At 71.4% G+C, this 26,073-nt stretch carries 21 protein-coding genes and 1 pseudogene; 9 read left to right on the top strand and 13 right to left on the bottom strand.

Going from position 1 to position 26,073, the window contains the following annotated elements:
• The first annotated feature begins 113 nt into the window (after window positions 1-113).
• Complete coding sequence (locus AB0N02_RS04310) at window positions 114-1,100, top strand: RDD family protein (RefSeq protein ID WP_363942581.1); 987 nt, start codon at window positions 114-116, stop codon at window positions 1,098-1,100.
• 209 nt (window positions 1,101-1,309) lie between these two features.
• Here AB0N02_RS04310 and AB0N02_RS04305 read toward each other — a convergent pair whose 3' ends face one another.
• A complete protein-coding gene (locus AB0N02_RS04305; RefSeq protein WP_363942578.1) occupies window positions 1,310-2,743 on the bottom strand; it encodes a hypothetical protein in 1,434 nt (477 codons plus the stop codon).
• A gap of 178 nt (window positions 2,744-2,921) precedes the next feature.
• On the opposite strand from AB0N02_RS04305, the gene AB0N02_RS04300 reads away from it, so the two are divergent.
• Entirely contained in the window at window positions 2,922-3,551 is a 630-nt protein-coding gene (locus tag AB0N02_RS04300; RefSeq protein WP_363942577.1) for a DUF305 domain-containing protein, read from the top strand.
• An 8-nt stretch (window positions 3,552-3,559) separates the two neighbouring features.
• Here the strand turns inward: AB0N02_RS04300 and AB0N02_RS04295 are convergent, their stop codons facing one another.
• On the bottom strand, window positions 3,560-4,801 hold the full coding sequence (locus AB0N02_RS04295) for an adenosylhomocysteinase (RefSeq protein ID WP_363942574.1): 1,242 nt from the start codon (window positions 4,799-4,801) through the stop codon (window positions 3,560-3,562).
• A 114-nt stretch (window positions 4,802-4,915) separates the two neighbouring features.
• Complete coding sequence (gene ahcY / locus AB0N02_RS04290; RefSeq protein WP_363942572.1) at window positions 4,916-6,343, bottom strand: adenosylhomocysteinase; 1,428 nt, start codon at window positions 6,341-6,343, stop codon at window positions 4,916-4,918.
• A gap of 242 nt (window positions 6,344-6,585) precedes the next feature.
• Here ahcY and AB0N02_RS04285 point away from each other — a divergent pair, with 242 nt between their 5' ends.
• From AB0N02_RS04285 to AB0N02_RS04275, 3 genes are all read left to right on the top strand, one after another.
• Window positions 6,586-6,921, top strand: coding sequence for a MerR family DNA-binding transcriptional regulator (locus AB0N02_RS04285; protein WP_363942570.1), 336 nt, complete (start codon window positions 6,586-6,588; stop codon window positions 6,919-6,921).
• A gap of 74 nt (window positions 6,922-6,995) precedes the next feature.
• Complete coding sequence (locus AB0N02_RS04280) at window positions 6,996-8,177, top strand: sensor histidine kinase (RefSeq protein WP_363942568.1); 1,182 nt, start codon at window positions 6,996-6,998, stop codon at window positions 8,175-8,177.
• A 113-nt stretch (window positions 8,178-8,290) separates the two neighbouring features.
• Window positions 8,291-8,977: a response regulator transcription factor gene (locus AB0N02_RS04275; protein WP_363942566.1), complete on the top strand. Its 687-nt coding sequence runs from the start codon at window positions 8,291-8,293 to the stop codon at window positions 8,975-8,977.
• Between the two features lie 169 nt (window positions 8,978-9,146).
• Here AB0N02_RS04275 and AB0N02_RS04270 read toward each other — a convergent pair whose 3' ends face one another.
• From AB0N02_RS04270 to AB0N02_RS04250, 5 genes are read right to left on the bottom strand one after another with little or no spacing between them, the layout of a single operon-like run.
• On the bottom strand, window positions 9,147-10,106 hold the full coding sequence (locus AB0N02_RS04270) for a cation diffusion facilitator family transporter (protein ID WP_363942563.1): 960 nt from the start codon (window positions 10,104-10,106) through the stop codon (window positions 9,147-9,149).
• Window positions 10,107-10,147: 41 nt separating this feature from the next.
• Window positions 10,148-11,254: a bifunctional phosphoglucose/phosphomannose isomerase gene (locus AB0N02_RS04265; RefSeq protein ID WP_363942561.1), complete on the bottom strand. Its 1,107-nt coding sequence runs from the start codon at window positions 11,252-11,254 to the stop codon at window positions 10,148-10,150.
• The gene (locus AB0N02_RS04260; RefSeq protein WP_363942558.1) at window positions 11,251-11,424 is read right to left on the bottom strand and encodes a Trm112 family protein; all 174 of its coding nucleotides are present in this window, start codon (window positions 11,422-11,424) and stop codon (window positions 11,251-11,253) included. Before AB0N02_RS04260 ends, AB0N02_RS04265 begins: the two co-directional genes overlap by 4 nt.
• Before the next feature lie 4 nt (window positions 11,425-11,428).
• Window positions 11,429-12,781 (bottom strand): phosphomannomutase/phosphoglucomutase, encoded by a 1,353-nt coding sequence (locus AB0N02_RS04255; RefSeq protein ID WP_363942556.1) that lies wholly within the window; start codon window positions 12,779-12,781, stop codon window positions 11,429-11,431.
• Window positions 12,782-12,830: 49 nt separating this feature from the next.
• A complete protein-coding gene (locus tag AB0N02_RS04250; RefSeq protein WP_363942554.1) occupies window positions 12,831-13,199 on the bottom strand; it encodes a DUF3499 domain-containing protein in 369 nt (122 codons plus the stop codon).
• Window positions 13,200-13,430: 231 nt separating this feature from the next.
• Between AB0N02_RS04250 and AB0N02_RS04245 the strand changes: the two genes are divergently transcribed.
• Window positions 13,431-13,823, top strand: a complete 393-nt coding sequence (locus AB0N02_RS04245; RefSeq protein ID WP_363942553.1) for a metallopeptidase family protein — start codon at window positions 13,431-13,433, stop codon at window positions 13,821-13,823.
• Between the two features lie 116 nt (window positions 13,824-13,939).
• Here the strand turns inward: AB0N02_RS04245 and AB0N02_RS04240 are convergent, their stop codons facing one another.
• The 4 genes from AB0N02_RS04240 to AB0N02_RS04225 all read right to left on the bottom strand — a co-directional run bounded on the left by AB0N02_RS04240 (window position 13,940) and on the right by AB0N02_RS04225 (window position 21,143).
• Entirely contained in the window at window positions 13,940-15,355 is a 1,416-nt protein-coding gene (locus AB0N02_RS04240; RefSeq protein ID WP_363942551.1) for a DUF5719 family protein, read from the bottom strand.
• Window positions 15,352-18,222 (bottom strand): glycosyltransferase family 2 protein, encoded by a 2,871-nt coding sequence (locus AB0N02_RS04235; protein WP_363942549.1) that lies wholly within the window; start codon window positions 18,220-18,222, stop codon window positions 15,352-15,354. Before AB0N02_RS04235 ends, AB0N02_RS04240 begins: the two co-directional genes overlap by 4 nt.
• Before the next feature lie 162 nt (window positions 18,223-18,384).
• Complete coding sequence (locus AB0N02_RS04230) at window positions 18,385-18,648, bottom strand: WhiB family transcriptional regulator (RefSeq protein WP_184712987.1); 264 nt, start codon at window positions 18,646-18,648, stop codon at window positions 18,385-18,387.
• 227 nt (window positions 18,649-18,875) lie between these two features.
• Complete coding sequence (locus AB0N02_RS04225) at window positions 18,876-21,143, bottom strand: hypothetical protein (protein ID WP_363942548.1); 2,268 nt, start codon at window positions 21,141-21,143, stop codon at window positions 18,876-18,878.
• Window positions 21,144-21,395: 252 nt separating this feature from the next.
• Between AB0N02_RS04225 and cofD the strand changes: the two are divergent.
• Window positions 21,396-22,325, top strand: a pseudogene (cofD, locus tag AB0N02_RS04220) (2-phospho-L-lactate transferase); the annotation flags it as partial.
• Between the two features lie 179 nt (window positions 22,326-22,504).
• On the top strand, window positions 22,505-23,824 hold the full coding sequence (locus AB0N02_RS04215; RefSeq protein WP_363942545.1) for a coenzyme F420-0:L-glutamate ligase: 1,320 nt from the start codon (window positions 22,505-22,507) through the stop codon (window positions 23,822-23,824).
• A 111-nt stretch (window positions 23,825-23,935) separates the two neighbouring features.
• On the opposite strand, the gene AB0N02_RS04210 is transcribed toward AB0N02_RS04215, so the two are convergent.
• Entirely contained in the window at window positions 23,936-24,991 is a 1,056-nt protein-coding gene (locus AB0N02_RS04210; RefSeq protein WP_363942542.1) for a sigma-70 family RNA polymerase sigma factor, read from the bottom strand.
• A gap of 127 nt (window positions 24,992-25,118) precedes the next feature.
• On the opposite strand from AB0N02_RS04210, the gene AB0N02_RS04205 reads away from it, so the two are divergent.
• On the top strand, window positions 25,119-25,958 hold the full coding sequence (locus AB0N02_RS04205) for an alpha/beta hydrolase (protein WP_363942540.1): 840 nt from the start codon (window positions 25,119-25,121) through the stop codon (window positions 25,956-25,958).
• Window positions 25,959-26,073: the final 115 nt, after the last annotated feature.

The raw sequence follows: 26,073 nt of genomic DNA, 5'->3' as shown, positions 1-26,073 counted from the left end.
CCACGGGCGGGGGGAGACGCCCCACCCGGCGCAGCCTTCTCGCCCCCAGAAAGGGGACGTAACCGTGACCGCAGGAAGGGTGAAGTCTGTCCGGCATAGGTAGGGTTCTGCATGTGTCCGATGTCGTAACCGGCGAGGCCGTCGTCGTCGAAGTCCGAGTCGCCCAGCTTCCGAGCAGGGCCGCGGCGCTGCTGATCGACATCCTGGTCCAGCTCGTGGCGCTGTTCGGCGCGTCCCTGCTGATCGGCGCCCTGGCCTGGGGGCTCGACGAGGCGCTGACCACGATGATCTACATCGCCCTCACCGTGCTCGTGCTCGTGGGCTATCCCGTGATCTCCGAGACCCTCTCGCGGGGCCGCAGTCTGGGCAAGCTCGCCCTCGGGCTCCGGGTCGTCAGCGACGACGGAGGTCCGGAACGGTTCCGGCAGGCCCTGTTCCGCGGGCTGGCGGGGATGGTGGAGTTCTGGATGCTCAGCGGTGCTCCCGCGCTGATCAGCTCGCTGATCTCGGAGAAGGGCAAGCGGCTCGGCGACATCTTCGCGGGCACCATCGTGATCTCCGAGCGCGGCCCCGCGCAGTACGGCCCGCCGCTGGAGATGCCCCCGCAGCTCGCCTCGTGGGCGGCGACGCTGGAACTGTCCCAGCTGCCCGAGGGGGTCTCCGCCACGGCGAGGCAGTACCTCATGCGCTGGCACGACCTGTCGCCCGTCATCCAGCACGAGATGGGCGTGCGCATCGCCACCGAGATGTCGGCCTTCGTCTCCCCTCCCCCGCCGCCCGGCGTCCCGCCGTTCGCCTACCTGACCGCCGTCCTGGCCGAGCGCCGCCGCCGCGACCAGGTACGGCTGGCGCAGCGGACCGGGACCGCGTGGAACGCCCAGCAGGGGCCGGACGGCACGCCGTGGCCCCAGCAGCAGACCTACGCCCCGCAGCCTCACCAGGGGGCACCGCAGGCGCCCGCGCCGTCCTCCCATCCGCGGCCCGCCCACCAGCAGCCCTACGGCCAGAACGGTTCCGCGGAGCAGCCCGCCCCCCAGAGCCCGCAGCCCGGCGGACAGCCGCCCGGTCCCCCCTCCGGCGGTTTCGTCCCTCCCGCTTGAGCCGTACGGGCTTCCCGCCTGAGCCCGCGCGCCGTACGCCCCGGCAGACCCGGACAGTCCCGCGAAACGCACAACGCGAACACGAAGAAGGGCGACGGAACCGTCTCCGCCGCCCTTCTGTGCGCCTTTCCGTGCACCTTCACGAAACCACGCGGGTCTCACGAGACCTCACGGAGCCCGTGAGACCTCACGGACTCCCCAAGGGCCGATCACTCCTCGTCGAGGCCGTGCCCTCCTCCGTGCCCTCCTCCGTGCCCGGAGCCGTAGGAGGCCTGGGTCTGCACGTTCAGCTCGTCGAGGCGGACCCTCCTGGCCGGATCCGTACGACGGTCCTTGATGCTGAGGACGTCCAGCCCGAAGTTGAAGTCGCTGCCGTAGACGTAGCCGTTGTAGTAGTACGCCGACCAGATGCCGCCGCTGCCGCCGCTGGGGTCGGGGCCGCGCTCGAAGAAGCCGATCTCCTTCGGGTGGGCGGAGTCGGTGAAGTCCACCACCGAGACGCCGCCCTGGTACCACGCCTGGACCAGGATGTCGCGGCCGGCGACGGGGACCAGCGAGCCGTTGTGCGCGACGCAGTTCTCGGTCTCACCCTGGTAGCGGGGGATCTTGAAGTAGCTCTTGAAGACGAGCTTGCCGCGCCTGATGTCGTAGATGGCGTCGGCGCCGCGGTTGGGACCGGTGGCCTCGTTGCAGGTGAACCCGACGCCGCCGCCGAGCTCGTCGGTGAAGACGACCTTGTTGCCCTCGTTGTTGAACGTCGCCGAGTGCCAGAAGGCGAAGTTCGGGTCGGTGACGCGGGTCTTGACCACCGGGTTCTCCCGGTCGGAGATGTCGAACAGCACGCCGTCACCCATGCAGGCCCCGGCCGCCAGGTCCTTCTCCGCGTACACGGTGATGTCGTGGCAGCCGCTGGTGGGCAGCAGCAGGCCGGGCTGGGTCTCGTTGCCGCCGTCGGGGAAGACGACCGGGGTGCTGACGACCGCCGCGTCCGCCGGCGTGCGCAGCGGCACCTTGATGATCGAGATCTTGTCGTGCGGCGGCTGACAGTCGGGGAAGGACGCGTTCGGGCTGTAGGAGGAGACGTACAGGTAGACGTTCCGCCAGCGGTCCCTGCCCTTGCCCGGGACCTGGGTCAGGGTGTGCGAGCCGCAGTTGGTCTCAACCGACTTTATGTACTTCGGATTGGCCTTGTCGGTGATGTCGAAGATCCGGACGCCCTCCCAGGACTCCTTGATCGACGCGCTCTGCGCGGTGCTGCTGCAGGAGTCGTTGTTCCGGGAGGAGTCGACGGCGGTGAAAAGCAGGTTGCCGTGAACGGTGACGTCCATTTGGGAACCGGGACACACGACGGTGCTGACTACTTTGGCGTTTTTCGGATCGCTGATGTCGTAGATCGAGAACCCACCGTAATTACCGACATAGGCATAGTCACCTTGGAAGGCGATGTCGGTGTTGATGGTGGTCGCCAGTCCTGCTGGTTTGGGGACATTGGTCACGTGCGTCACGTTGGGGCTGGTGACAACCTGGCCTGGGGCCGGAATGTCGGCGGCCTGGGCCGGCATGACGGACAGGGCCATCGCCGCCACGGCCGCGGCCATGACCAGGAACCGTCCGCTCAGGCCCTTCCTGAGAGGGGATAACACGTGCGGGCCTCCTTGTCACATATGTTATAAAAGCCGCATAAACGACTAAAGCGTTCACCCGAACAGGAGGCCCGACAACCCATCAACATGTCAGTAAGTTTTTCCGACTTGCCACCTTTACTCACATCCCCCTTGAAGTTATGGTCTTTCCTCGGGAGATCTTGGAGAAGGAGGCCGAGTGCGCGTCGCACCGGTGCTTGCGGTCCTCGCCGTCCTGTCCCTCAGCGCGTGTGACTCCGGGCAGAGCCCGCCCGCCGCGCTGTCGACCGCCCCCGTCATCGCCCCGGGCAGACCGGGCGAGGCCGCCAGGACCCTCGGCGCGAACGAGGCCGCCACCGCGGTACCGACCCCCACGGCGAACGCCGCCGACGTGAAGTACGTGCAGGACATGATCGTTCACCATCGGCAGGCCCTCGAGATGGCGATCCTGGCCTCGTCACGCGCCGGAGGCGAGAGGGTGAAGAGCCTGGCCTCCCGCATCAGGGACTCCCAGGGGCCGGAGATCCAGGTCATGTCGCTGTGGCTGACACAGCAGGGCCTGCGGCCACCGGACCATCACATGGGCCACGCGAACATGCCCGGCATGGCCACCCCCGAGCAGCTGAAGGCCCTCGCCACCGCCTCGGGCGAGGAGTTCGACCGGCTCTTCCTCCAGCTGATGATCGCCCACCACCGGGGCGCGATCACGATGTCCGAGCAGGTCCTGACCCACGGCTCACACCAGAGGGTCGAGGAGATGGCCAACGAGATCGCCACGACCCAGGCCGGCGAGATCCGCAGAATGGTCCAGATCCAGACCGCCCTCTGACGAGGGCGTCACGAGCCCAGACGCCAGGAGTGGAGGTAGCCCTCCTGCTCGGGGGTCAGCACGTCGACCTCGATGGCCGCCGCCGCGAGCTTGAGCCGCGCCACCTCCACGTCGACCTCTCCCGGCACGTCGTAGACGCCCGGCTCCAGCCGCGAACGCTCACGGGCCAGCCAGGCCACGGCGAGCGCCTGCGCGGAGAAGGACATGTCCATGACGGCCGCCGGATGGCCCTCGGCGGCCGTGAGGTTCACCAGACGGCCCTCGGCGAGCAGCAGAAGCCTGCGCCCGTCGGCCAGGACGTACTCGTCGGTGTTGGGACGCACTCCCGGGTGTACGGCGTGCGCCAGCTCCTCCAGGGCCCTGACGTCGATCTCGACGTCGAAGTGGCCCGCGTTGGCGAGAATCGCGCCGTCCTTCATCACCGCCAGGTGCTCGCCCCTGATGACGTCGCGGTTGCCGGTGACGGTGACGAACACGTCCCCCGTCCCGGCGGCCCTGGCCATGGGCTGTACGTCGTAGCCCTGCAGCGAGGCGTCCAGCGCCTTGACCGGGTCGATCTCGGTGACGACCACCCTCGCGCCCAGCCCTCTGGCCCGCTCGGCCACGCCCCGGCCGCAGAAGCCGAATCCGGCGACCACCACGACCTTGCCCGCGAGCAGGGTGTTGGTGGCGCGCATGATGCCGTCCATGGTGGACTGGCCGGTGCCGTACCGGTTGTCGAACATCCGCTTGGTGCGGGTGTCGTTGACCGCGACGACGGGGAACCTCAGGGCCTGTTCGGCGGCCATCTGCCGGAGCCTGATGATCCCGGTCGTGGTCTCCTCACAGCCCCCGGAGACCGTCTCCAGCAGCTCGGTCCGCTCGGTGTGCAGGATGTTGACCAGGTCGCAGCCGTCGTCGAGGACGAGGTGGGGGACGATGTCGAGCGCCTGGTGGATGTGCTCGTAGTAGGTCCGCCGGTCCACTCCGGCGCGGGCGTGGACGCGGACGCCGTAGGCGCCGAGCGCCTCGGCGACGTCGTCCTGGGTGGACAGCGGGTTGGAGGCGGCCAGCGCGATCTCAGCTCCGCCCGCCCTCAGCGCGCCCATGAGGACCGCGGTCTCGGCGGTCACGTGCAGGCAGGCGGCGATCCGCAGCCCCTCCAGGGGCGCCTCGGCGGCGAAACGCTCCCCGATCGCGGTGAGCACCGGCATCGCCCGCGCCGCCCATCCGATCCGCCGCTCCCCGGCGGCGGTCAGCGCGCTGTCCACGTTTCTCCCCAGATTGCCCGAAGGCCCCCGCGGGACTCGCGGGGGCCGGTGGAACGATCGGATCGGCGCCCGATCCCAGGGCGCCCCTCGGGGCGCCCTCGGGAGGCCGGCCGATCAGTAGCGGTAGTGGTCGGCCTTGTAGGGGCCCTCGACGTCGACGCCGATGTACTCCGCCTGGACCTTGGTGAGCTTGGTGAGCTTCACGCCGAGGGCGTCGAGGTGGAGACGGGCGACCTTCTCGTCGAGGTGCTTGGGCAGCACGTAGACGCCGACCGGGTACTGCTCGGTCTTGGTGAACAGCTCGATCTGGGCGATCACCTGGTTGGTGAACGAGTTGGACATGACGAACGAGGGGTGGCCGGTGGCGCAGCCCAGGTTCATCAGGCGGCCCTCGGCGAGCACGATGATCTGGCGGCCGTCGGAGAAGGTCCAGGTGTGGACCTGCGGCTTGACCTCGGTCTTGACGATGCCGGGGATCCTGGCCAGGCCGGCCATGTCGATCTCGTTGTCGAAGTGACCGATGTTGGAGACGATGGCGTTGTGCTTCATCTGCGCCATGTGGTCGGCGGTGATGATGTCGAAGTTGCCGGTCGTGGTGACGAAGATGTCGGCGATGCCGACGACGTCCTCCAGCGTGGTGACCTGGAAACCGTCCATGGCCGCCTGGAGCGCGCAGATCGGGTCGATCTCGGTGACGATGACGCGGGCGCCCTGGCCCTTGAGGGCGTCGGCGCAGCCCTTGCCGACGTCGCCGTAACCGGCCACGACCGCGACCTTGCCGCCGATCAGCACGTCGGTGGCGCGGTTGAGGCCGTCGATGACCGAGTGGCGGCAGCCGTACTTGTTGTCGAACTTCGACTTGGTCACCGAGTCGTTGACGTTGATCGCCGGGAAGAGCAGCGAGCCCGCCTTGAACATCTCGTAGAGGCGGTGGACGCCGGTGGTGGTCTCCTCGGTGACGCCCTTGATGCGCGAGGCGATCTCGGTCCACTTCTTCTCGGGGCCGACCGTGCGGTGGAGCAGCTCGAGGATGACCTTCCACTCCTCGGCGTCGTCCTCGGCGGCGCTGGGGACGGCTCCGGCCTTCTCGTACTCGACGCCCTTGTGGACGAGCAGGGTGGCGTCGCCGCCGTCGTCGAGGATCATGTTGGGGCCGTCACCGCCGGGCCACACGAGCGCCTGCTCGGTGCACCACCAGTACTCCTCCAGGGTCTCGCCCTTCCAGGCGAAGACCGGCACGCCCTGCGGGTCGTCGACGGTGCCGTTGGGGCCGACGACGACGGCCGCGGCCGCGTGGTCCTGGGTGGAGAAGATGTTGCAGCTCACCCAGCGGACCTCGGCACCGAGGGCGACCAGCGTCTCGATCAGCACGGCGGTCTGGATGGTCATGTGCAGAGAGCCCATGATCTTCGCCCCGGCCAGCGGCTGGGCGTCGGCGTACTCCTCGCGGATGGCCATCAGACCCGGCATCTCGTGCTCGGCGAGCTGGATCTCCCTGCGCCCGAAGGCGGCAAGGGAAAGGTCGGCGACCTTGAAGTCCATGAATTACCCCTCTGGTTGATGGTCTCGCGCGCCTCGTACCCTCACCGGACACTCTGGTCTCGCAGGTCTCACCGGACACGCCGGGACCACGATCCCGCTTCCCTCCCGGGCACGGCTCGCCTCTCCACCGGAAAGTCGACGAAGTGAGTTTAGGCGGCCGACACCACCCGGCGCACCCCACGAGCCGCTAACCTGACATAAGAATGTGAGTTTTACCAAAAGAGACTTGGAAAGGGGCGGAGATGCGGATCACCGAGGCCGCCAGGCGGCTGGGCATGTCCCCCAGGATGCTCCGCTACCGGGAGGCCCTCGGCCTGCTGCCGCCGGTCAGGACCCAGGGGGCGCACCGGCGGTTCGGCCCCGAGGAGCTCGCGGCGGTGGCCCAGGGGGTGGAGCTGGAGAAGCGCTTCGACATCTCCCCCGCCGAGCTGTCGTTCGCGCTGCGGGTGCTGAGCGAGCCCGCGGTGGCGCAGGCCGTACGGGACCTCGGACTGCGCATCGGCCGCCTCCAGGCCCCGCGCAGAGCACTGGACTTCGAGAAGGAGAAGGCCCTGCGCCTCCTCCAGGGCCGCCCCTAGACGCTCTGGGCCGGGCCCCAAGGTCGCTCCCAGGAGTGACGACGCCAGATGCGCCTGTCACGACAATTCTCCCCATGAACGCCACAACCAAGCTGGGCGAGGCCGAGCGGCGGCTCAAGGACCTCGACCTCGGGCGGGTCGCCGAGTCTCCGCTCACGGACCTCGCGGTGAGTCTCCTGCTCGCCGTCCTCGCCATCGTCCAACTCGACACCCGATCCTTCCCCGCGATGGCGGCCGCGATGCTCGCCACGTTGCCGCAGGCGCTGCGCCGCGGTCATCCCGGGCTGTCCGTCCTGCTGACCGCTCTCGGTGCGCTCGGCCTCTTCTACACCGGGGCCCTGATCTACGATCCCCCCGTCGCCGTGCTCCTGTCCGGCGCGCTCACCCTCCACACGGTCCTGACCGGGCTGAGCCGGGTCGGCGTCCTGCTGTTCGGCGGCTCGGTGACGGTCGTCTTCCTGCTGTTCGTGGTCTGGCGCAGCGAAATCGGCTCGCTGCTGAGCTTCGCCAGCGACGAGAGGCGGATGGTTTTCTGGGCCCTCGCGATGTTCGTCACCGCCGTCGCCGTGGCCTCCTTCGCCTACGCGCAGCGCAGTCGTGCGAAGATCAACGAGGTACGCGCCGACAACCTGGAGAACCTCAGAAAGCAGGCCGCGATGGCCGAGCGGGCCAGGATCGCCAGAGAGATGCACGACATCGTGGCCCACTCGGTCTCGATGATCGCCGTGCAGGCCGAGACCGCGTCCTACACGCTCGACGGCCTGGACGACCGGGCGAAGCGGGAGTTCGCGGAGATCGCGACCTCGGCGCGCACCACGCTCACCGAGATGCGCAGGCTGCTGGGCGTACTGCGCGCCGACATCACCGCCGCCCCGGAGACCGCGCCACAACCGGGGCTGGCGCGGCTCCCCGAGCTGATCGAGCGGCACGAGGGCGAGGTGGACCTCGACGTCGTCGGCGAGGCCGTACCGCTTCCGCAGGCCGTGGACATCTCGGCCTACCGGATCGTCCAGGAGGCGCTGACCAACGCCCGCGTCCACGCGCCGGGGGCCCGCGTGTCGATCGAGATCGCCTACCGCCCCGCCCTGCTGGCGCTGCGGATCACCGACGACGGCCCCGGCCCCGCGGGCGACACCTCGAACGGGCACGGCCTGGTCGGCATGCGGGAACGCGCCCTGGCCCTGGGCGGCTGGTTCACGGCGGGTCCCGGCCCCGCGGGGGGCTTCCTCATCCAGGCGGGGCTCCCGCTCGAATGACCTCCTCCGGCCGTCCCCCGGCCTCTCCCGACCTCCCCGGCACCCCCGGCGTTCCCGGAGCCACCGGTCTTCCCGGAGCCACCGGCGCCCCGGGTCTTCCCGGAGCCACCGGCATGCCCGGAGCCACCGGTGCCTCCGGCACCGTGCCGGAAGGCGAGCGGATCCGCGTACTGATCGCCGACGACCAGCCGATCGTGCTGCGAGGGTTCGCCGCGGTGCTCAGGGCGCAGCCCGACCTCGCCGTCGTGGGCACCGCCCCGGACGGCGCGCAGGCCGTACGGCTGGCCCGGGAGACCCACCCGGATGTCGCGCTCCTCGACATCCGGATGCCGGAGATGGACGGCCTCGAGGCCGCCCGCCGGATCCTTGCGACCGAGGCGACCAGGGTCATCATGATCACCACGTTCGACCTGGACGACTACGTGTACGACGCACTCACCGCGGGGGCGAGCGGGTTCCTCCTCAAGGACGTCCGGGCGAACGACCTGGCCGAGGCGGTCCGGACGGTCGCGCGCGGCGACGCGCTGCTCGCCCCGAAGATCACCAGGCGGCTGATCGCCGAGTTCTCCCGGCAGCGGCGCCCCGCTCCGGCCGACGGCCCGCTGACCCCGCGCGAGGCGGAGGTGCTGCGGCTGATCGCCAGGGGGCTGTCCAACGCCGAGGTCGCCGCGCACCTCGTGGTGACCGAGCACACCGTCAAGACCCACGTGGCCCGGCTGCTGGCCAAGCTGGGCCTGCGCGACCGCACCCAGGCGGTCATCCACGCCTACGAGTCGGGCCTGGTGGTCCCCCGGCCCTGAGCCTCGGACGGGTCCCTCGGAGGGACGTGGGCCGTGTCGGGGCACCGGGCCGGGAGACCGCGTACGAGAAGGACCCCGGAGCGGGCCGCCCCGGGGTCCTTGATGTCCCGTGCGTCCTTCACACCGGACGCGGCCCGGCCTCCGCTCCGGGCCGGGATGCCGCCCGCGTTCAGGCGCGGCCGTTGGCCGAGTGCCTCTCCTGGGGAAGACCGCCCGTCCTGGCCTTGTCGAGGTCGGGCTCCAGGTAGATGACGCGGGCCATCGGCACGGCCTCGCGGATGCGCCGTTCGGCGTCGTCGATGCCCCGGGCCACCTCCGCGGCCGTGTCGTCGTGGTCCACCGCGATCTTCGCGGCGACCAGGATCTCCTCGGGACCCAGGTGGAGCGTGCGCATGTGGATGACCCGGGCGACCGCGGGCGTGCCTTCCAGCGCGGTGACGATCTGCCGCTCGACCTCGGGACCCGCGCTCTCACCGATCAGCAGCGACTTGGTCTCGATCGCCAGGATGATGGCGATGACGGCGAGCAGGACGCCGATCGCCATCGTGCCGACGCCGTCCCAGACTCCGTTGCCGGTGATCACCGCGAGCGTCACGCCGACCAGCGCCAGGACCAGGCCGACCAGGGCGCCCAGGTCCTCCAGCACGATCACGGGAAGCTCGGGCGACTTGGAGCGGCGGATGAACTGCATCCAGGTCTGCTTGCCGCGGAGCGGATTGGACTCCTTGATCGCGGTGCGGAAGGAGAAACTCTCGGCGACGATCGCGAAGATCAGCACTCCGAAGGCCACGATCGGCGTCTCCACCGGATGCGGGTCCTGGATCTTGTGCCAGCCCTCGTAGAGGGAGAAGAGCGCGCCGATCGTGAACAGCACGACCGCGACCACGAAGGCGTAGAAGTATCGCTCCCGGCCGTAGCCGAACGGATGCTCCGGAGTCCGCTTCCGTTCGGCCCGCTTCCCTCCGACCAGCAGCAACACCTGGTTGCCCGAGTCGGCGAGCGAGTGGATCGACTCCGCGAGCATCGACGACGACGTCGTGATTATGAAGGCGACGAACTTGGCCGCCGCGATCGCGAGGTTCGCGCTCAATGCCGCGATGATCGCCTTTGTACCGCCGCCCGCGCTCACGACAGCCTCCGCTCGTTTACTCCGAAAAAGACGAGAGGATCCTATTGGGAAATTCTCGACTTAAGCTCTGTGATGGCCGACACAGGGGTCGGGTCGATCCCGTACCCCAGGGCGAGGTACGTACTCGCGAAGTCACCCAGCTCTATCAGCGTCGCGAGCCGCTCCAGCGGATGCAGCCCCTCCGCGACGACCTGGGTGACCGGTACGCCCCGGTCCTCGGCCATGCGCACCGACGCCTCGCGGCGCCGTACCACCTGCGGATGCTCCTCGACGTCGCGCAGCATGAACAGCCGCAGGGACAGGCCCGTCTCGTCGGCGAAGATGTCGCGCTGGGCCAGCGGGCCGTCGAAGGCGACCACCTGGTTGTGGTTGACCTCCGGGATCTCTCCCCAGACGGCCGGATACTTGCCGTTCTCGTTGAGCTGGCTGGCCCACCGGTAGGCGGCGACGGCCGCCACCGGGGACGATCCCCAGATCATCGGCACCGTCCCGGCCAGCTCCATGGCCAGCGACTTGCCCGGGTTGATGAAGGACTCGCTCGCCGGGCGGCAGCGGTGGGCGACGTCCTCCAGGCGCTCTGCCACGGCCTCGAACACCTCGTCGTCGACCTGGAGCAGGCCCAGCTCCGCGGCCACGACCACCAGCGGGATCGACAGCGCCCAGACGGCGGCGCGCGGCTGCCCCCCGGTGGTGACGGGCACGAACGGCGCGCCGGCCTGCTGGGCGACCGCGTGCAGCGGCGAGCCGGCCTCCGCCAGGGCGAGCAGGCGGCATCCCCTGCGCACGGCCTCCATGGCCACCGCGACCGTCTCCTCGGACTTCCCCGAGCGCGAGACCGCGATCACCAGGTCGGTCGCGCCGACCCAGCCGGGCAGGCGGTACGACCGCACGGTCACGATCGGCAGCGGGACGCCGTAACCGCACACCGCGCTGAGGATGTCACCGGCGATGCCCGAACCCCCCATGCCCGCGACCACGATGGACCTGGGCCTGCCGTCCCCGGCCACCGAGCTCAGATCCGCCTCACGCGCGATCCGGTGGGAGGTGCGCACCTGCGCCGCCGAGGCGGCCACCGCGCGCAGCATGCCCGAGGGGTCGCCGTCGGTCAGCCGTCTCTGATCGTCGAGCCGATCGGGCTCCCAGTTCACGACTTCCTGGCCTCGTCGACCAGCAGGACCGGGATGTCGTCCCGGACGGGATACACCAGGCCGCACGAGGCGGAGGTGCACGACAGCTCGTCCAGCTCCGGCTCCGCGCGCAGCGGGGACTTGCAGTTGGGGCAGGCCAGGATCTCCAGCAACCAGTCGTCGATCTTCACTCGCTCAGCTCCTCACGGCGGCGAGGACTTCGTCCCTGATCGCCGCCATCCGAATCTCGTCGGCCGCCTCGGCGTTCAGCCTGAGCAGCGGCTCGGTGTTGGACGGACGAAGATTGAACCACCACCCGGGACCCGAGACGGTCAGTCCGTCCAGCTCGTCGAAGGTGACGTCGTCACGGCCCTCGTACATCTCCCTGACCCGCGCGGTCGCGGCCCGCTGGTCGGCGACCGTGCTGTTGATCTCTCCCGAGGCGGCGTAGCGTGCGTAACCCGCGAGGATCTCCGACAGCGGCCGGTCCTGCTCGCCCAGTGCGGCCAGCACGTGCAGCGCGGCCAGCATGCCGGTGTCGGCGAACCAGAAGTCCTTGAAGTAGTAGTGCGCGGAGTGCTCGCCACCGAAGATCGCGCCGGTCCTGGCCATCTCGGCCTTGATGAAGGAGTGGCCGACGCGGGTGCGGACCGGCAGGCCGCCGTGCTCGGCGACGATCTCGGGAACGCCCCGCGAGGTGATCAGGTTGTGGATGATCGTGGCGCCCGGTTGCTTGGCCAGCTCGCGCGTCGCGACCAGCGCGGTGATCGTGGACGGGGAGACCGACTCTCCGCGCTCGTCGACGACCCAGCAGCGGTCGGCGTCGCCGTCGAAGGCCAGGCCGATGTCCGCGCCGGCGTCGAGCACGGCCTTCTGCAGGTCGCGCAGGTTCTCCGGCTCGATCGGGTTGGCCTCGTGGTTGGGAAAGGTGCCGTCGAGCTCGAAGTAGAGGGCGGTCAGCTCCAGGGGAAGCCCGTCGAGCACCACGGGGACGGTGTGCCCCGCCATCCCGTTGCCCGCGTCGACCACGACCCTCAGCGGCCGGACGCCGGACAGGTCGACCAGCGTGCGCAGGTGGTCGGCGTAGCCCCGCAGCAGGTCCCGCCGGGACACCGTGCCGCCGCCCTCGCCGCCGATCCCCGAGGCGAGGATCTCGGCGGCCCTGTCGCGGATCTCGACGAGCCCGGTCTCACCGCCGATCGGCACGGCGCCGGCCCTGCACATCTTCATGCCGTTGTAACGGGCCGGGTTGTGGCTGGCGGTGAACATCACGCCGGGCAGGCCGAGGCTGCCGCTGGCGTAGTAGAGCATGTCGGTCGAACCGAGGCCGGTGTCGACCACGTCGGCCCCGCGTGAGGTCACGCCACGGGCGAAGGCCGCGGCCAGCGGCCCGGAGGAGGCACGCATGTCATGCGTGACCACCACGGTCCCGGCACCGGTCACCTCCGCGAAGGCCGCGCCGATCGCCTCGGCGGTCTCCTCGTCTAGCTCATCCGGCACGACGCCGCGCACGTCGTACGCCTTGAAGATCCTGGCGAGGTCGCCCACTCCAGCTCCGCCCCTTTAGCTCGTCTCTGCCGCCCCCAGCCTAGCGGGGTCAGCGGTCACGCTGGGGCTGAGCGGAGCGCAACACCCGCAGGTGGCCGCGGCGCCCGACCTCGACGCCCTGCCCCACGGGCTCGGTGCCGTTCGTCGGGGCCGGTCTGGCCGCCTCGCGGACGGCGTTGGCCAGCGCTTCGAGATCGTCGGTACTCGGGGGGGCGCCGTCGCTGGGAAGACGCACGACCTCCCAGCCGCGGGGCGCGGTGAGCCGCTCGGCATGCTCGGCGCACAGGTCGTAGCAGTGCGGCTCGGCGTACGTCGCCAAGGGCCCGAGAACAGCGGTCGAGTCGGCGTAGACGTACGTGAGCGTGAATACGGCAGGCTGACTGCACGCGGTGCGGGAACAGCGGCGGACGGGGCTCACGGTGGGACCGTATCCGGTAAGCGTCCGAGGCGCCACTATCTGAGCGCTCTTAACGAGCGTGTCGCCACAATTCGGACACGTGTCCCGGCTTCCACCCCCCTGTACGGCTTACGCACCCCGAAATCAACCCCCTCCCACCTCCGCCTGATGCGCGTCTAAGCTTGGCCCGTGAGCCCGGCACCCGGTAGAAGACCCCGCCCTCCGCGCAGACGCGATCGGCACGGTCGCGGCATGCGAGGCCCGCTGGCGCCCTCTCACGTGCCGATCGCCAAATCACGCAGCGAGCGCTTCGACGATCTCGTCCTGGACGCCGTCGACCGGCTCAGACCGCGCTGGAGCAGCCAGCTGGCGGCCGTCGAGTTCGCGGTCGAGGAGGTGCCGCCGATCAGCGAGCTGGGCGACGGTCCCGGGCTGCTCTCCGGGGAGCCGATCCCGTTCGGCCGCTCCGAGCCCGCCGCGGGGAAACGCCCGGCCGTCGTGATCATCTACCGGCGTCCCCTGGAGGCCAGGGCCCGCGACCGCGACCAGCTCGGCGCGCTGGTGCACGACACCGTGGTCGAGCAGGTCGCCGGCCTGCTGGGTCTGTCCCCCGAGTCGATCGACCCGGGATACGACGAGGACTGACCCGTCCGGGCCCGCAACGCCGCCGGCGGCCGACCGCCGGCCGCCGCGAAGGCAGTACGGCCAGGGCAGTACGGCCAGGGCAGTACGGCCAGGGCAGTACGGCCAGGGCAGTACCGCTAGGGCAGTACGGCGGCCACCGACTCGGTCATCGGGGGGACGAGCGCCCATATGCGGGCCGCGGCCAGCGGCTGGACGGTCAGCGCCAGTCCCTTCTTGATCCGCTCGTCCATCACCCGCCCGCCGTACACCGGTCCGGAGCCCTGCACCGGCAGCACCAGCACCGCGAAGGCGCCGTCGGCCTTGGGCAGGCTGACCTGTCTGGTACGGCCGGCGGGGATGTCCACCTCGAACGGCTCCGGCGCCGTCCCCTCGCGCGGCAGCACCCGCACGCTCACCTTGCCCGCCGTCTCCGGCGCGGTCAGCACCAGCCGGGAGCCCTTGTCGCCGCCCGCGCGGTTGTCGGCGACCACGCTGCCCAGATCGATCGGGGCGGCCCCGGCGGTGAAGGCCACGTCGGTCTTCTTCCCCTCCCCGGTGACGACCACCCCGGCCACGATGGGGGTCTCCGAGGTGAGCAGGAGCGCGGTCGGCTGCCCGGCGACGGCGGTCGACAGGTCGAGGGTGGCGACGGACTGGGCGGGCACCTCCAGCACCTCCTTGTCCTTGAGCGCGTAGGTCCCGTCCGGGGTGAGCGCCTTGATGTCGACCAGGGTGTCGGTCTCGGCGGTGGAGGCGACCAGCAGCTGGCGCCCGCCTCCGCCGCCCGGGACGCCGGGGACCACGACGCGGGTGGCGGGGGGCGCGGAGACCGGCAGCCAGTCGACGCCCCGGCCGCCGTGCATGACGGCCCGGGCCGCCGCGGTGACCCTGCCGGAGCTGGTACGCACCTCGACCGCCATGACGAGCGGCGAGGGCGCGATCTTCTTGAGGTCGATCGCCCGGCTCTCGCCCGGCTGCAGGACGATCAGGCCGCCGGAGTCGTCGACCACCGGCCCCTCCCCGGCGTAGACCATGACCTCCACGGTGGCCTGGGCGAGGTCGGGGTTGGCGAGGTGGAGCACGACGTCGGCGGCGGCGGGCCCGGGGCCGATCAGCCAGGTGCTCGCGGCGGGCTCCACGCACCGCGTCCCGGCCAGGCCCCGGTGCGTGCCCGAGGTCTCCCTGCGGGTCTGCGACGCCTCCAGGCCCGCCGCCATGCTTCCGGTCGCCGTCACGACGAGCGGCCCGGATCCGGCGGGCACCTTCTCCTGTCTGAGGTTGCCGGGGACCTGCGGGGCGTCGAGGAGTTTGCCGTCGGCGACGAGCCTGACGCCGCCCGGTCCCTGGCCGCCCGGCGGGGTGACGACGCCGACGGTGGTCTCCCCGGGGTCGGGGCAGACGGCCGTCACGGAGGCGACGGGGACCTGCCTGAGGCCCGGCGCGGGCTTGGCGAGGGGGCGGGGCTGGGTCGCCGAGGCCACGCCGTACAGGGCGAGCAGCGCGACCAGGACCAGGGCGAGGAGACTGAACCGGTTCTCGATCAGGGACTTCATCGGGGCGACGGCTCTCTGCCGGACTCGGACATGTCATGGGAGGGGTGGCCCCCGGCGCCGTCGGCGGCCCGCGAGCCGGGTGCGGCCAGGATCGAGACGATCAGCACCAGTACGGCCTGCGTCCAGAGCCAGCGGCCGTGCCAGGGGTCGCCCGGCGACGCCGGGGGTATCGCGATCGGCTGGGTCAGCCGCCACACTCCGAGCGTGCGCGACAGGCTCATCCTGGCCAGGGACGGCTGGGAGTCCAGCGCGTGACTGATCTCCGGGCTGACCGGCGGGCTCACCACGACGAACCGGATCCCGTAGGCCGCCAGCACTCCGGCGTCGTCGCCGCCCCGCCCCGAGACCAGCCCGGCCGCCGCGACGGCGACCCGCTCCCTGGGGCCCGGCGGCGTGGGGATGTCGGCCTCGCCGACCAGCGGGGTACGGCCGCGCAGCACGGTGAAGGTCAGGCCGTCGTCCCTCGAACGCAGGAGCAGGGTCCGTTCGCCGCCGCCCGAGTTGAGCGCGGCCAGCGCGGGCATGACGTCCCGGACGTTGCCGTCGATCGGGCCGCCGACGCCCCTGGTGATCCACATGCCCGCCGCGAGCACCGGGGTGGAGAAGGCGATCAGCACGACGACGAGCGCGGCGAGCCTGCGCACCCCGCCCGCCGCCCTGAACTCGGCGATCCGGTCGGCGGTGAGCGCGGCGACCATGAGCATGCCGGTCGCGGCGAGGGTCAGCGGTACTCCCGGCCAGGCGGGGGCCTGCGCGTCGGCGTTCAGCGAGGTGACGGCGGTCCGGCTGACCAGGATCGCCACCAGCAGGCCGAAGAGCGCGACGCCCCAGCCGACTGCCACGACCATCCGGTTGCGGCGCATCAGCAGCGCGGCCAGGCAGGCGGCGATCAGGCCGCCGGTCACCCAGAGCGGCGGCATGCCGGGGCCGCCGGGGCTGAGCAGCAGCAGCGACGAGGCGGGCAGCGCGGCGTCGACCAGGCCCGGCTGGTGCAGGCCCGCCTCCAGCAGCAGCTGCCCCGGGCTCCTGACCACCTGGGCCAGCCAGGGGAACAGCAGCGCGACCGGGACGCCGAACGCGATCACCACCGAGCCGGTCAGGCCCCTGCGGGGGAAGGCGAGGGCGGCCAGCGCGCCGAGGATCAGCGTCAGCGGGTAGACGAGGGGGGCGAAGGCCGTGCCGACGGCGAGCAGGAGGCCGAGACCCCAGGCGGCGCGGCGGGCCCGGCGGGCCTCTCCGGTGAGCAGCCTGGTGGCCAGCGCCGCGTAGAGGGGCAGCAGCACGAAGACGACGGCGCTGCCGAGGCGCCCGGCGGCGACGGCGCCGGTGGCGACGGGCAGCAGGGCGTACGACGCGGCCAGCCAGACGCGGGTCCACCGGCCCCGGATCATCGTCCGGGTCGCCGCGTACGCCGAGAGCCCGGCCAGCGGCACGCAGCCGAGCAGCAGCACCGTGACGGCGAGCCATGTCTTGCCGAACAGCACGGTGGCCAGCGCGGCGAGCACCGCGACGTACGGCGGGGCCCACGCGTCCCCGCCCAGCCCCGCCTGGTGGTAGCCCTCGACGTAGAGGTTCCACAGGTCGGACGAGCCGCCGGTCACCGGCACGAGCGCACCGCCGCCCAGCCGGGAGCCGCCGATCAGGCCGCGCTCGGCGACCAGCGTGACGACGGTCAGGATCAGGAAGAGCAGCGTCCCCGGATTGCTGAAGATCCGCCGCATCGCCCCGGCGTCGTCGGTGAGCAGCTCCTCGCCGTCCTCCTGCGAGGGGGTCGCGGCGTGGTGACGTCCGGCCGACTCCACGAAACCGGTCCCCGCCAGGTAGCTCTGGAACCGGTCGGCCAGCCGCCGGTAGCCGGCGCCCGGCGGGGTGAGCAGCGCGGTCGCCGCCGCCCGGTTCTGTCTCCGGCCCGACGCGCGGGCCCGGCGTGCCCTGACGATCCGGCCGGGATGCCGGAGCACCGAGCCCAGCGCGAGGACCTCGTCCAGCGCGTCCGCGGGCCGCTTGGCGAGCAGGAACAGCAGCGTGTGGAACAGGGAGCCCGCGATGTTGCGGGCCAGCGCCCACGGCAGCGACCGCAGCGGCAGGTTCGCCATGACCACGAACATGGCGTTGCGGCGGTCCAGGCGCCGGGGGTGGTCGCCGCTGACGGTGATGCGGCGGCGGCGCCTGGCGGCGGCCTCGGCGTGCCAGGCGACCGCGTCGGTGACGTTGCGCACCCGGTATCCGGCGGTCCTGACCCGCCAGCACAGGTCGAGGTCGTCCCGGAACAGCGGCAGGAAGGGGTCGAGGCCGCCGACCTCGTCCCAGACGTCCCTGCGGACCAGCATTCCGGCGGTCGAGACCGAGAGCACGTCCCTGGCGCCGCCGTACTGCCCCTGGTCGAACTCACGGGGGTCGAGGCCGGTGTCCCTGCGGCCCCGCAGGTCGACGGTGACGCCGACCTCCAGCAGGAGCCGCCGGTCCAGCCAGTCGAGGAGTTTGGGGCCGAGCACCCCGGCCTTGGGGTCCTCGTCGGCGGCCCGCAGGAGGGCCTCCAGGGCTCCCTCGCCGGGCGCGCAGTCGTCGTGCAGCAGCCAGATCCACTCCTGGCCCCCGGCCGGTCCCAGCCGGTCGAGGACCTCGGTCACGGCCTGGCCGAAGCTCGTGGAACGCGGGAGGGTGAGCACGGCGTTGGGCCCGAGGGTGCCGGTCAGCAGCGCGGCGCTGCCGTCCCGGCTGCCGTTGTCGACCCCGACCGCCCGGTCGATCGGGCGAGTCTGCCGCAGCAGCGCGTCAAGGGTCTCCCCCAGCCAGCGAGCACCGTCGTGGGCCACGACGATCGCGGTGACGGTGTGGTGGGGGCGGGGAGAGTCGGTGATGGACATGCGTCCCGTGCTTCAGGAGGAGCTGATGATCGGCGCGACAACGATACGGCACCCTATATCGAGCTATGCCTGATGAATGAAAAATGGGTCACGTGGTCTGGGACCACGTGACCCATGGATATATGATCAAGCACTCCGAACGAGCGCGTGAACCACTCTTGCTCAGACCGCCTCACGCTTGATCCTGCGGCGTTCCCGTTCCGAGAGACCCCCCCAGATCCCGAATCGCTCATCATGCTCAAGGGCGTACTCAAGGCATTCGGCACGCACCTCGCATGAGCGGCAGACCTTTTTGGCCTCCCGGGTCGATCCCCCCTTCTCCGGGAAGAACGCCTCGGGGTCGGTCTGCGCGCACAGCGCGCGCTCCTGCCAACCAAGCTGCTCTTCAGCGATGCTGTCGTCCTGTGCGATGACCAGGTCGGCCACTGCACACCTCCCTGCCACCTGCCCGCAAATGGAGCCCCCCATGAACGCCCCCCTCTTACCCACCTGGAGGAAGGCGTAACAACACGTGTGTAATTACACGCGCGTGGCCTGTGTGACGTCAAGCGGCATGCCGGTATCCGGAGAAAGACCTGCTCTCCCCGGTTCTGGGTCGTGTGCCTGCCCGTGCGGCGATCCCCCCGGAGGCCCGTGACGATCGCCTGGCACGTTCAGTGCTCTCGGCGGTCGGAACCGTACCAGGACATGTTCTGATCCTGACCGGGGCCCACCCTTTCTCTATCCGGGGTTTCCTCTCCTGTGACCTGCGACGAGCGCTCGGGCTTGTATATCGCGGTGGGGTCTATGGGCTGGGAGTCCCATGACCTGCCCGCGGGGGTGGGCCCGCTGAGCGCGTCGCCCTGGTAGGCGTTCGGGTCGAACCTCAGCGTGGTCTCCGCCGGGGCGGCCTCCCACTGCTGCTGGTACTGCTGCGCCCCCTGCGGCTGCGACTGCGACGCCTGGTGGCCCTGTGGGTGGCCGAACCGGTCGTCGTAGGAGCCGCCCGCCTGCGAGGAGGTGTAGTCGGGGTACTCGGAGCCCCTCGGCTGCGGCTCCCCGGCCTGCGACTGCTGCTGGTAGTTCTCCGCCTGCTGGTAGGCCTGCGCCATCTGCTGGGAACGGGGGTCGACCGGGTCGGGCGCCGGGTAGTGCAGGTTCGGCTCGGTCTGGCGGGCGTACTCCGCACCGGAGTAACCGGTGAACGGCTGGCCGTAGTTCTCCGGCGGCTGCGGGAAGGAGTGCTGCCCCTCGAAGGAGAGTCTCGGCTGGCTGTCGGAGGACCCGTACGGCGACGCCTCCGGCTGCGACCGGTGGGTCTCCGAGGACGACCCGTAGAAGGAGTCCTGCGAGACCTGGGAGGCCTGCTGCTCGGACCTGGGGGCGGGCGGGAAGGAGTGCTGCCCCTCGAAGGGCGGCCTCGGCTGACCGTCGGAGGACCCGTACGGCGACATCTCCGGCTGCGACCCGTAGAAGGAGGTCGGTTGGTCCGCCTGCCGGACGTAACCGGAGGCCGGGGACGCCGGGGACACCTGAGATGTCTGGGACGTCGGGGACTCGGTGGGTGAGGGGTAGTTCGGCAGCTGCGGGTCGGTGTAGGCCGAGGACGGCGACTGCTCGACCGAGACGTAGGCGGGCGGGTCGTAGGCGGTCCCCAGCGGGTCGTACGCCGCGGCCTGCTGCTCGTACGGCTGGGCCTGCGCGGCGGGCTGGACGTCGGCGGAGCCGTACGAGCCGGTGGTGTAGGACTCGGAGGAGGCCGGGGATCCGGGCTGCGCCTGGGGGCGGCCGTAGGAGGAGGACTGGGCGCCGTACGACTGGCCATCGCCCGGCTGGGCGTAGGACGGCTGGGAGGTGTGGGAGTAGGAGTCGTTCGACGGGGAGGTCTGGCCGTATCCGTCGGAGCCGTACCCCTCGGAGCCGCCCGTCGAGCCGCTGGAGCTCGGCGCGGGGGGAAGCGCGGGCGGGCTGTAGGGAAGCTGGACAGGGACGGGCTGGGGAGTGGGCTGCTGCGGGTAGCCGTACTGCGTGGCGGGGTCCTGCGGCGGGAGGCCGTACTGCGTGGCGGGCTCGTGCTGCGGCAGGCCATACTGCGCGGAGTCCCCCTGCGCGAAGCCGTGCTGCTGGACCTGCTCCTGGGCGCGGGAACCCTGCGGGAAGGTCTGCTCCTGGGGGTGGAGCCCCTGCGGGGAGGCGGGGTCCTGCTGCGGGAAGCCGTGCTGACGGGCCTGCTCCTGGGCGTGGGAACCCTGCTGGGCCGCCTCCTGCACGGGGAAGGACTGCGGGGAGGCCGGGTCCTGGCCGGGGAGGCCCTGGGGCGGGAGCTGGCCTGACTGCGGGCCGTGCGCACCGGTCTGGGGGCCGACGGGACCGCCCTGCTGGGGGTGCCCCTGCGGCCCGGCGTACTGCTGCTCGTGGGGACGCTGCTCCTGGAAGCGCTGCTCGTCCTGGAAGCGCTGCTCGGCGGGCGGGGCGAAGCCGCCCTTCACACGGGAGCCGCCCGCGGCGGAGCCGGCGGCGGCCATCCTCGGCAGCAGGTAGGCCAGGGCGATCCCGGTCAGCGCGAGGGCCGGGAGGTTCACGACGAGGAACTCGATCTTCTGCCAGATGGACGTCTCGCCGGCGAACAGGCCGCCGAAAAGGCCGACCGTGCCGAACAGCGCCGCCAGGCCGAGCGTGCCCACGGCTGTCTGGACCATGAGCTTGAGCCGCCCGATCGCGGGGCCCGCGCGGCCCGCCAGCAGCACGGCGCCGACGAGGAGCGCGGCGGTCACGGGCGAGGTGAGGCCGCTCACGTGGGTCGCGGCGCGGAAGGCGAAGGACGCCGAGGACGAGTCACCGAAAAGCAGTTGCTCCACGCCGATGAGAACGCCCGTCGACGCCACGGCGACCATGAGCCACGCAGCGGGTTCTCGGAGGCGGCCCGCCTCGACATTGATCACAACTTCCCCCAAAGGGTTCTCAGGTAAACCCGGGCCAAGTTTTGCACACGGCCGACTTAGGTGGCGGGAGACCCGGGAAGCCCAGGAATCTCATAAGTACTTCATAGCACCCTATTACGACATATTTCGGACAGCTTGGGAGATGATCCTGCCAGCGAAGACGCGTCTGATAACGATCAAGACAACTCGCCCGCTCCCCTTGACGACGGGGCCTTCGAACAGTGCGGTACCGGCAGTGGAACACTGGACGGCATGCGCATTGTCTCCCTCGCCGGCGGAATTGGCGGCGCCCGTTTCCTGCGTGGCCTCCTGACCGCCGCACCCGACTCCGAGATCACCGTCATCGGCAACACCGGTGACGACATCACCCTGTACGGGCTACAGGTCTGCCCCGACCTCGACACCGTGATGTACACCCTGGGCGGCGGCATCGACGAGGAGCAGGGCTGGGGCAGGCAGAAGGAGACGCACGTCGTCAAGGAGGAGCTGGCCGCCTACGGCGTCGAGCCCCAGTGGTTCGGCCTGGGCGACCGCGACTTCGCCACCCACATCGTGCGCACCCAGATGCTCGCGGCCGGATACCCGCTGTCGGCGGTCACCGAGGCGCTGTGCGCGCGCTGGCAGCCGGGCGTGCGGCTGATCCCGATGAGCGACGACCGGACCGAGACCCACGTGGTCGTCTCCGACGACCGGGGACGCCGGGCCGTCCACTTCCAGGAGTGGTGGGTACGGCTGCGCGCCTCCGTGCCCGCCGAGCAGATCATCCTGGTCGGCGCGGACGACGCCCGCCCGGCTCCCGGCGTGCTCCAGGCCATCGCCGACGCCGACGTGGTGATCCTGCCGCCGTCCAACCCGGTGGTCAGCATCGGCACGATCCTGCAGATCAAGGGCATCCGCGAGGCGCTGGAGGCCAAGACGGTCGTCGGCGTCTCCCCCATCGTCGGCGGCGCCCCGGTCCGCGGCATGGCCGACGCCTGCCTGACCGCGATCGGCGTGGAGACCACGGCCCAGGCGGTCCTGGAGCTGTACGGCTCGCGGCTGGTGAACGGCTGGCTGGTCGCCGAGGAGGACGCGGGAGTCCGGCTCGACGGCGTACGCGTCGAGGCCCGCCCCCTGATCATGCACGACGTCGACTCGGCCGCGGCCATCGCCCGGGCGGCCCTCGACCTGGCCACCTCGCTCGCCGGCCTCGACGCCGGTTCCCGCGACGGCGGCGAGACCGGGAACACCAAGCACACCGGAAACGCCCGGAACACCGGGAACGGCGAGCACACCGGGGACACCGGGAAGACCAGGGACGCCGGAAACGCCCGGAACAGCGGGAACAGCGGGAACGCGACGCCGCGGAACGGGACCTCCCGATGAGCACGATCCGTCACGAGCGGGACGGTCACGCGAACGCACGGCTGGAGATCTTCGCGATTCCCGGCATCCCCGAGGTCGGCGAGGGCGACGACGTCGGAGAGCTGATCTGCGCGGCCGCGCCGGACCTCCGCGACGGCGACATCCTCGTCGTCACCTCCAAGATCTCCAGCAAGGCCGAGGGCCGGGTCCGCCGGGGCGTCGACCGGGTCGAGGCCGTCGCCGCCGAGACGGCCCGGGTCGTCGCCCGCCGGGGCGAGACGGTGATCGCGCAGACCGCGCACGGTTTCGTCATGGCCGCCGCCGGGGTCGACGCCTCCAACACCGAGCCGGGCACCGTCGTACTGCTCCCCGTCGATCCGGACGCCTCGGCTGCGGCCGTCCGCGCGAGCGTCGCCAAGCGGCTCGGCGTCTCGGTCGGCGTGATCGTCTCCGACACCTTCGGCCGCCCCTGGCGCAACGGCCAGACCGACATGGCCGTCGGCGTGGCCGGGGTGACCCCCGCGCTCGACTACCGGGGCCGGTCCGACGGCCACGGCAACGCGCTGGAGGTCACCATGACCGCGCTGGCCGACGAGTTCGCCGCCGCGGGAGACCTGGTCAAGGGCAAGCTCACGCAGACCCCGGTCGCGGTGATCCGCGGGATGGCCGAGTACACCACGCCGGAGGACGGCCCCGGCGTCCGCCCGCTGATCCGCGGGGCCGAGGACGACATGTTCCGGTACGGCTCGCGCGACGTGCTCTTCGCGCGCAGGACCGTCCGCGAGTTCTCCGGCGATCCGGTCGACGGCGCCAAGGTCCGCCGGGCGGTCGAGGCCGCGATCGCCGCGCCCGCGCCGCACCACACGACCCCGTGGCGGTTCGTCCTGCTGGAGTCGCCCGGCGTCCGCGCCAAGCTGCTCGACGCCATGCGCGAGGCGTGGATCGCCGACCTGCGCGGCGACGGCTTCTCCGAGGAGTCGATCGCCAGGCGGATCAGGCGCGGAGACGTGCTGCGCGCCGCGCCGTACCTCGTGGTGCCCTGCCTGGTCATGGATGGTTCGCACACCTACCGCGACGACCGGCGCAGCGCGGCCGAGCGGGAGATGTTCGTGGTCGCGGCGGGCGCCGGGGTGCAGAACCTCCTGGTCCAGCTCGCCGTCGAGGGGCTGGGCTCGGCCTGGGTCTCCTCCACCATGTTCTGCCGCGACGTGGTCCGCGAGGTGCTCGACCTGCCCGAGACCTGGGACCCGATGGGCGCCGTCGCCGTCGGCCACCCCGCGGCGCCGCCCCGCGACCGCGCCCCCAGGCAGGCGACCGACTTCGTCGTCGTCCGCTGACCACGTGACGAAGCCCGGGACCGGAAGCGGGTCCCGGGCCGCGTACGGATGGCGGGCCCGCCCGGCGAATGGCGGTGCCCGCCCGGCGGGCGGTGGACGTAGCCGTCTGGGTCAGGGCAGTTCGGCGGGCAGTCCGAATTCCGCGAAGTGGCCAGAGCCGACGAACGAGGTGACCTCCGCGATCCGCTCAGCGCGCAGGGTCAGCACGTCGATCGACCAGCCGAGGTACGCGCCCGCCTCGTCGTCCCAGAGGTAGGAGCCCACGGTGGGCTGGCCGTTCGCGCCGGTCGTCAGGTGCCGCCAGCCTCCGCAGCTGGTCAGCGGGAGCCGTACGGCGAAGTCGGTGACGGCCTCGATGCCGCGATACCAGTGCGCCAGCGGCGGCATCGACCAGGTGACGTCCTCAGTGAGCAGCGCGACCAGGGCGTCGGCGTCGCCGCGTTCCAGCGCGGCGGAGTAGCCGGCGACGATCTCCCGCACCCGCGCGTCGCCGATCCGGCGCAGCGTCCGCTGCTGGGTGAGGGAGGGCACCCGCTCCGCGACGACCTTGCGGGCCCGCGCCAGCGCGGAGTTCACCGATGTGACCGAGGTGTTCATCGTGGCGGCGATCTCGGCGACCGAGAAGCCGAGGACCTCGAACAGCAGCAGCGCCGCCCGCTGGTTGCCCGGCAGGTGCTGCAGGGCGGCGACGAAGGCGATCTCGACGGCTTCGCGCTGCTCGTAGCGCGCCCCCGGACCGGCCGGGCCGTCGCTGAGGCCCGCGTCGGGGTAGGGGCCCAGCCAGGCGACGTCGGCCAGCGGGACGTCGCCGATCACGGCACGGTCGCTGGACGGGCCGAGATCGACGGGCAGGGCCCGCCTGCTCCGGGTTTCGACGGCGTCCAGGCAGGTGCGGGTGGCCACGGTGTAGAGCCACGAGCGCAGCGAACCACGGCCCTCGAAGCGCGCGAGCCCCCGCCACGCCCGCAACAGGGCCTCCTGCAGGGCGTCGTCGGCGTCGTGGGTGGAGCCGAGCATGCGGTAGCAGTGGGCGTGCAACTCCCGGTGCAACGGCCGTACGAGGCGGGTGAACGCGGCGTCGTCCCCGCCACGCGCCCGCTCCAGGTCGGGGTTCTCCGCCTCCTCCACAGCCGGGTCGGCGGTCCGCACGGAAAAAACTTCGCTCACAAGCGACGATTCTTCCCCACGACGGGAGTCTCCCCTTCCGACCGGACATCACGGCCCGACCGGACGCCGGTTACGGCCGGACAACACAACACCGTTCCAGAGCACTGTTCGTTCCAGGAGATTTCCCATGAACCACACCACGACCGTCACCGTCGGGTCCCTCAGGGTCCCCGACGCCACGCTGCACTACGAGGTGCGGGGCCACGGCCCCCTCGTGGTGCTCGTCGGCGCCCCCATGCACGCCGTGTCCTTCGCGCCGCTGGCCGACCTGCTCGCCACCGACCACACCGTGCTCACCACCGACCCGCGAGGCCTCAACCGCAGCACCCTCGACGACCCCGGCCAGGACTCGACGCCGGAGATGCGCGCCGACGACCTCTCCCGGCTCCTGGCCCACCTCGACGCCGGTCCGGCCACGGTCTTCGGCTCCAGCGGCGGCGCCGTCACCGCGCTGGCGCTCGCCCTCGCCCACCCCGAGCGGGTGCACACCGTGATCGCGCACGAGCCCCCGCTGAACGCCCTGCTCGACGACCGCGAGGAGCGCGACGCCGCGGTCGAGGACATCATCGCCACCTACGCCTCCGGTGACGTCGCGGGCGCCTGGTTCAAGTTCCTGGTCAACGCCAACATCGTGTCCCCCGGGGCCGAGGAGCCCGCCGGCGCGCCCCCGGCGCCGCCCGCCGAGCCCGACCCGCAGCAGGTCGCGGACGAGCGCTTCTGGTTCCTGCACGAGATGCGCGGGACCACCCGCTGGCAGCCCGACATCACCGCCCTGCGCGCCGGACCGGTCCGCGTCGTGGTCGGCATCGGCCAGGAGTCGGCTGGTCAGCTCTGCGACCACACGTCGACCGCGCTCGCCGCGGCGCTCGGCACGGAGCCGACGTTCTTCCCCGGCGGCCACATCGCCTTCGTGGACGACCCCGCCGGATTCGCCCCCCGCCTGCGCGAGGTCCTGCGCGGAAACTGAGCGAGAGTCCCCGGGCGCCCGCCCCACCGGCGGCGTAGGTGGCGATGATGTCCTCGACCGCGGCGTCGCGCTCCTCGCGGTCGTCGAGCAGGGCGTTCAGCGGGGGCTCGTGCGC

Origin of the sequence: Streptosporangium sp. NPDC051022, assembly GCF_040683035.1 — a bacterium.
In the GTDB taxonomy this organism is placed as follows: domain Bacteria; phylum Actinomycetota; class Actinomycetes; order Streptosporangiales; family Streptosporangiaceae; genus Streptosporangium.
Note: the sequence above shows the minus strand (reverse complement) of the source record. Positions and strands in the feature narration are given on the sequence as shown.

Excerpts from the sequence above, each read along its gene's own strand:
- ahcY (WP_363942572.1), bottom strand. The coding sequence starts at position 6,343 with ATGGACTTCAAGGTCGCCGACCTTTCCCTTGCCGCCTTCGGGCGCAGG.
- AB0N02_RS04285 (WP_363942570.1), top strand. The coding sequence starts at position 6,586 with ATGCGGATCACCGAGGCCGCCAGGCGGCTGGGCATGTCCCCCAGGATG.
- AB0N02_RS04280 (WP_363942568.1), top strand. The coding sequence starts at position 6,996 with ATGAACGCCACAACCAAGCTGGGCGAGGCCGAGCGGCGGCTCAAGGAC.
- AB0N02_RS04275 (WP_363942566.1), top strand. The coding sequence starts at position 8,291 with ATGCCCGGAGCCACCGGTGCCTCCGGCACCGTGCCGGAAGGCGAGCGG.
- AB0N02_RS04245 (WP_363942553.1), top strand. The coding sequence starts at position 13,431 with ATGCGAGGCCCGCTGGCGCCCTCTCACGTGCCGATCGCCAAATCACGC.
- AB0N02_RS04240 (WP_363942551.1), bottom strand. The coding sequence starts at position 15,355 with ATGAAGTCCCTGATCGAGAACCGGTTCAGTCTCCTCGCCCTGGTCCTG.
- AB0N02_RS04235 (WP_363942549.1), bottom strand. The coding sequence starts at position 18,222 with ATGTCCATCACCGACTCTCCCCGCCCCCACCACACCGTCACCGCGATC.
- AB0N02_RS04215 (WP_363942545.1), top strand. The coding sequence starts at position 22,505 with ATGAGCACGATCCGTCACGAGCGGGACGGTCACGCGAACGCACGGCTG.
- AB0N02_RS04205 (WP_363942540.1), top strand. The coding sequence starts at position 25,119 with ATGAACCACACCACGACCGTCACCGTCGGGTCCCTCAGGGTCCCCGAC.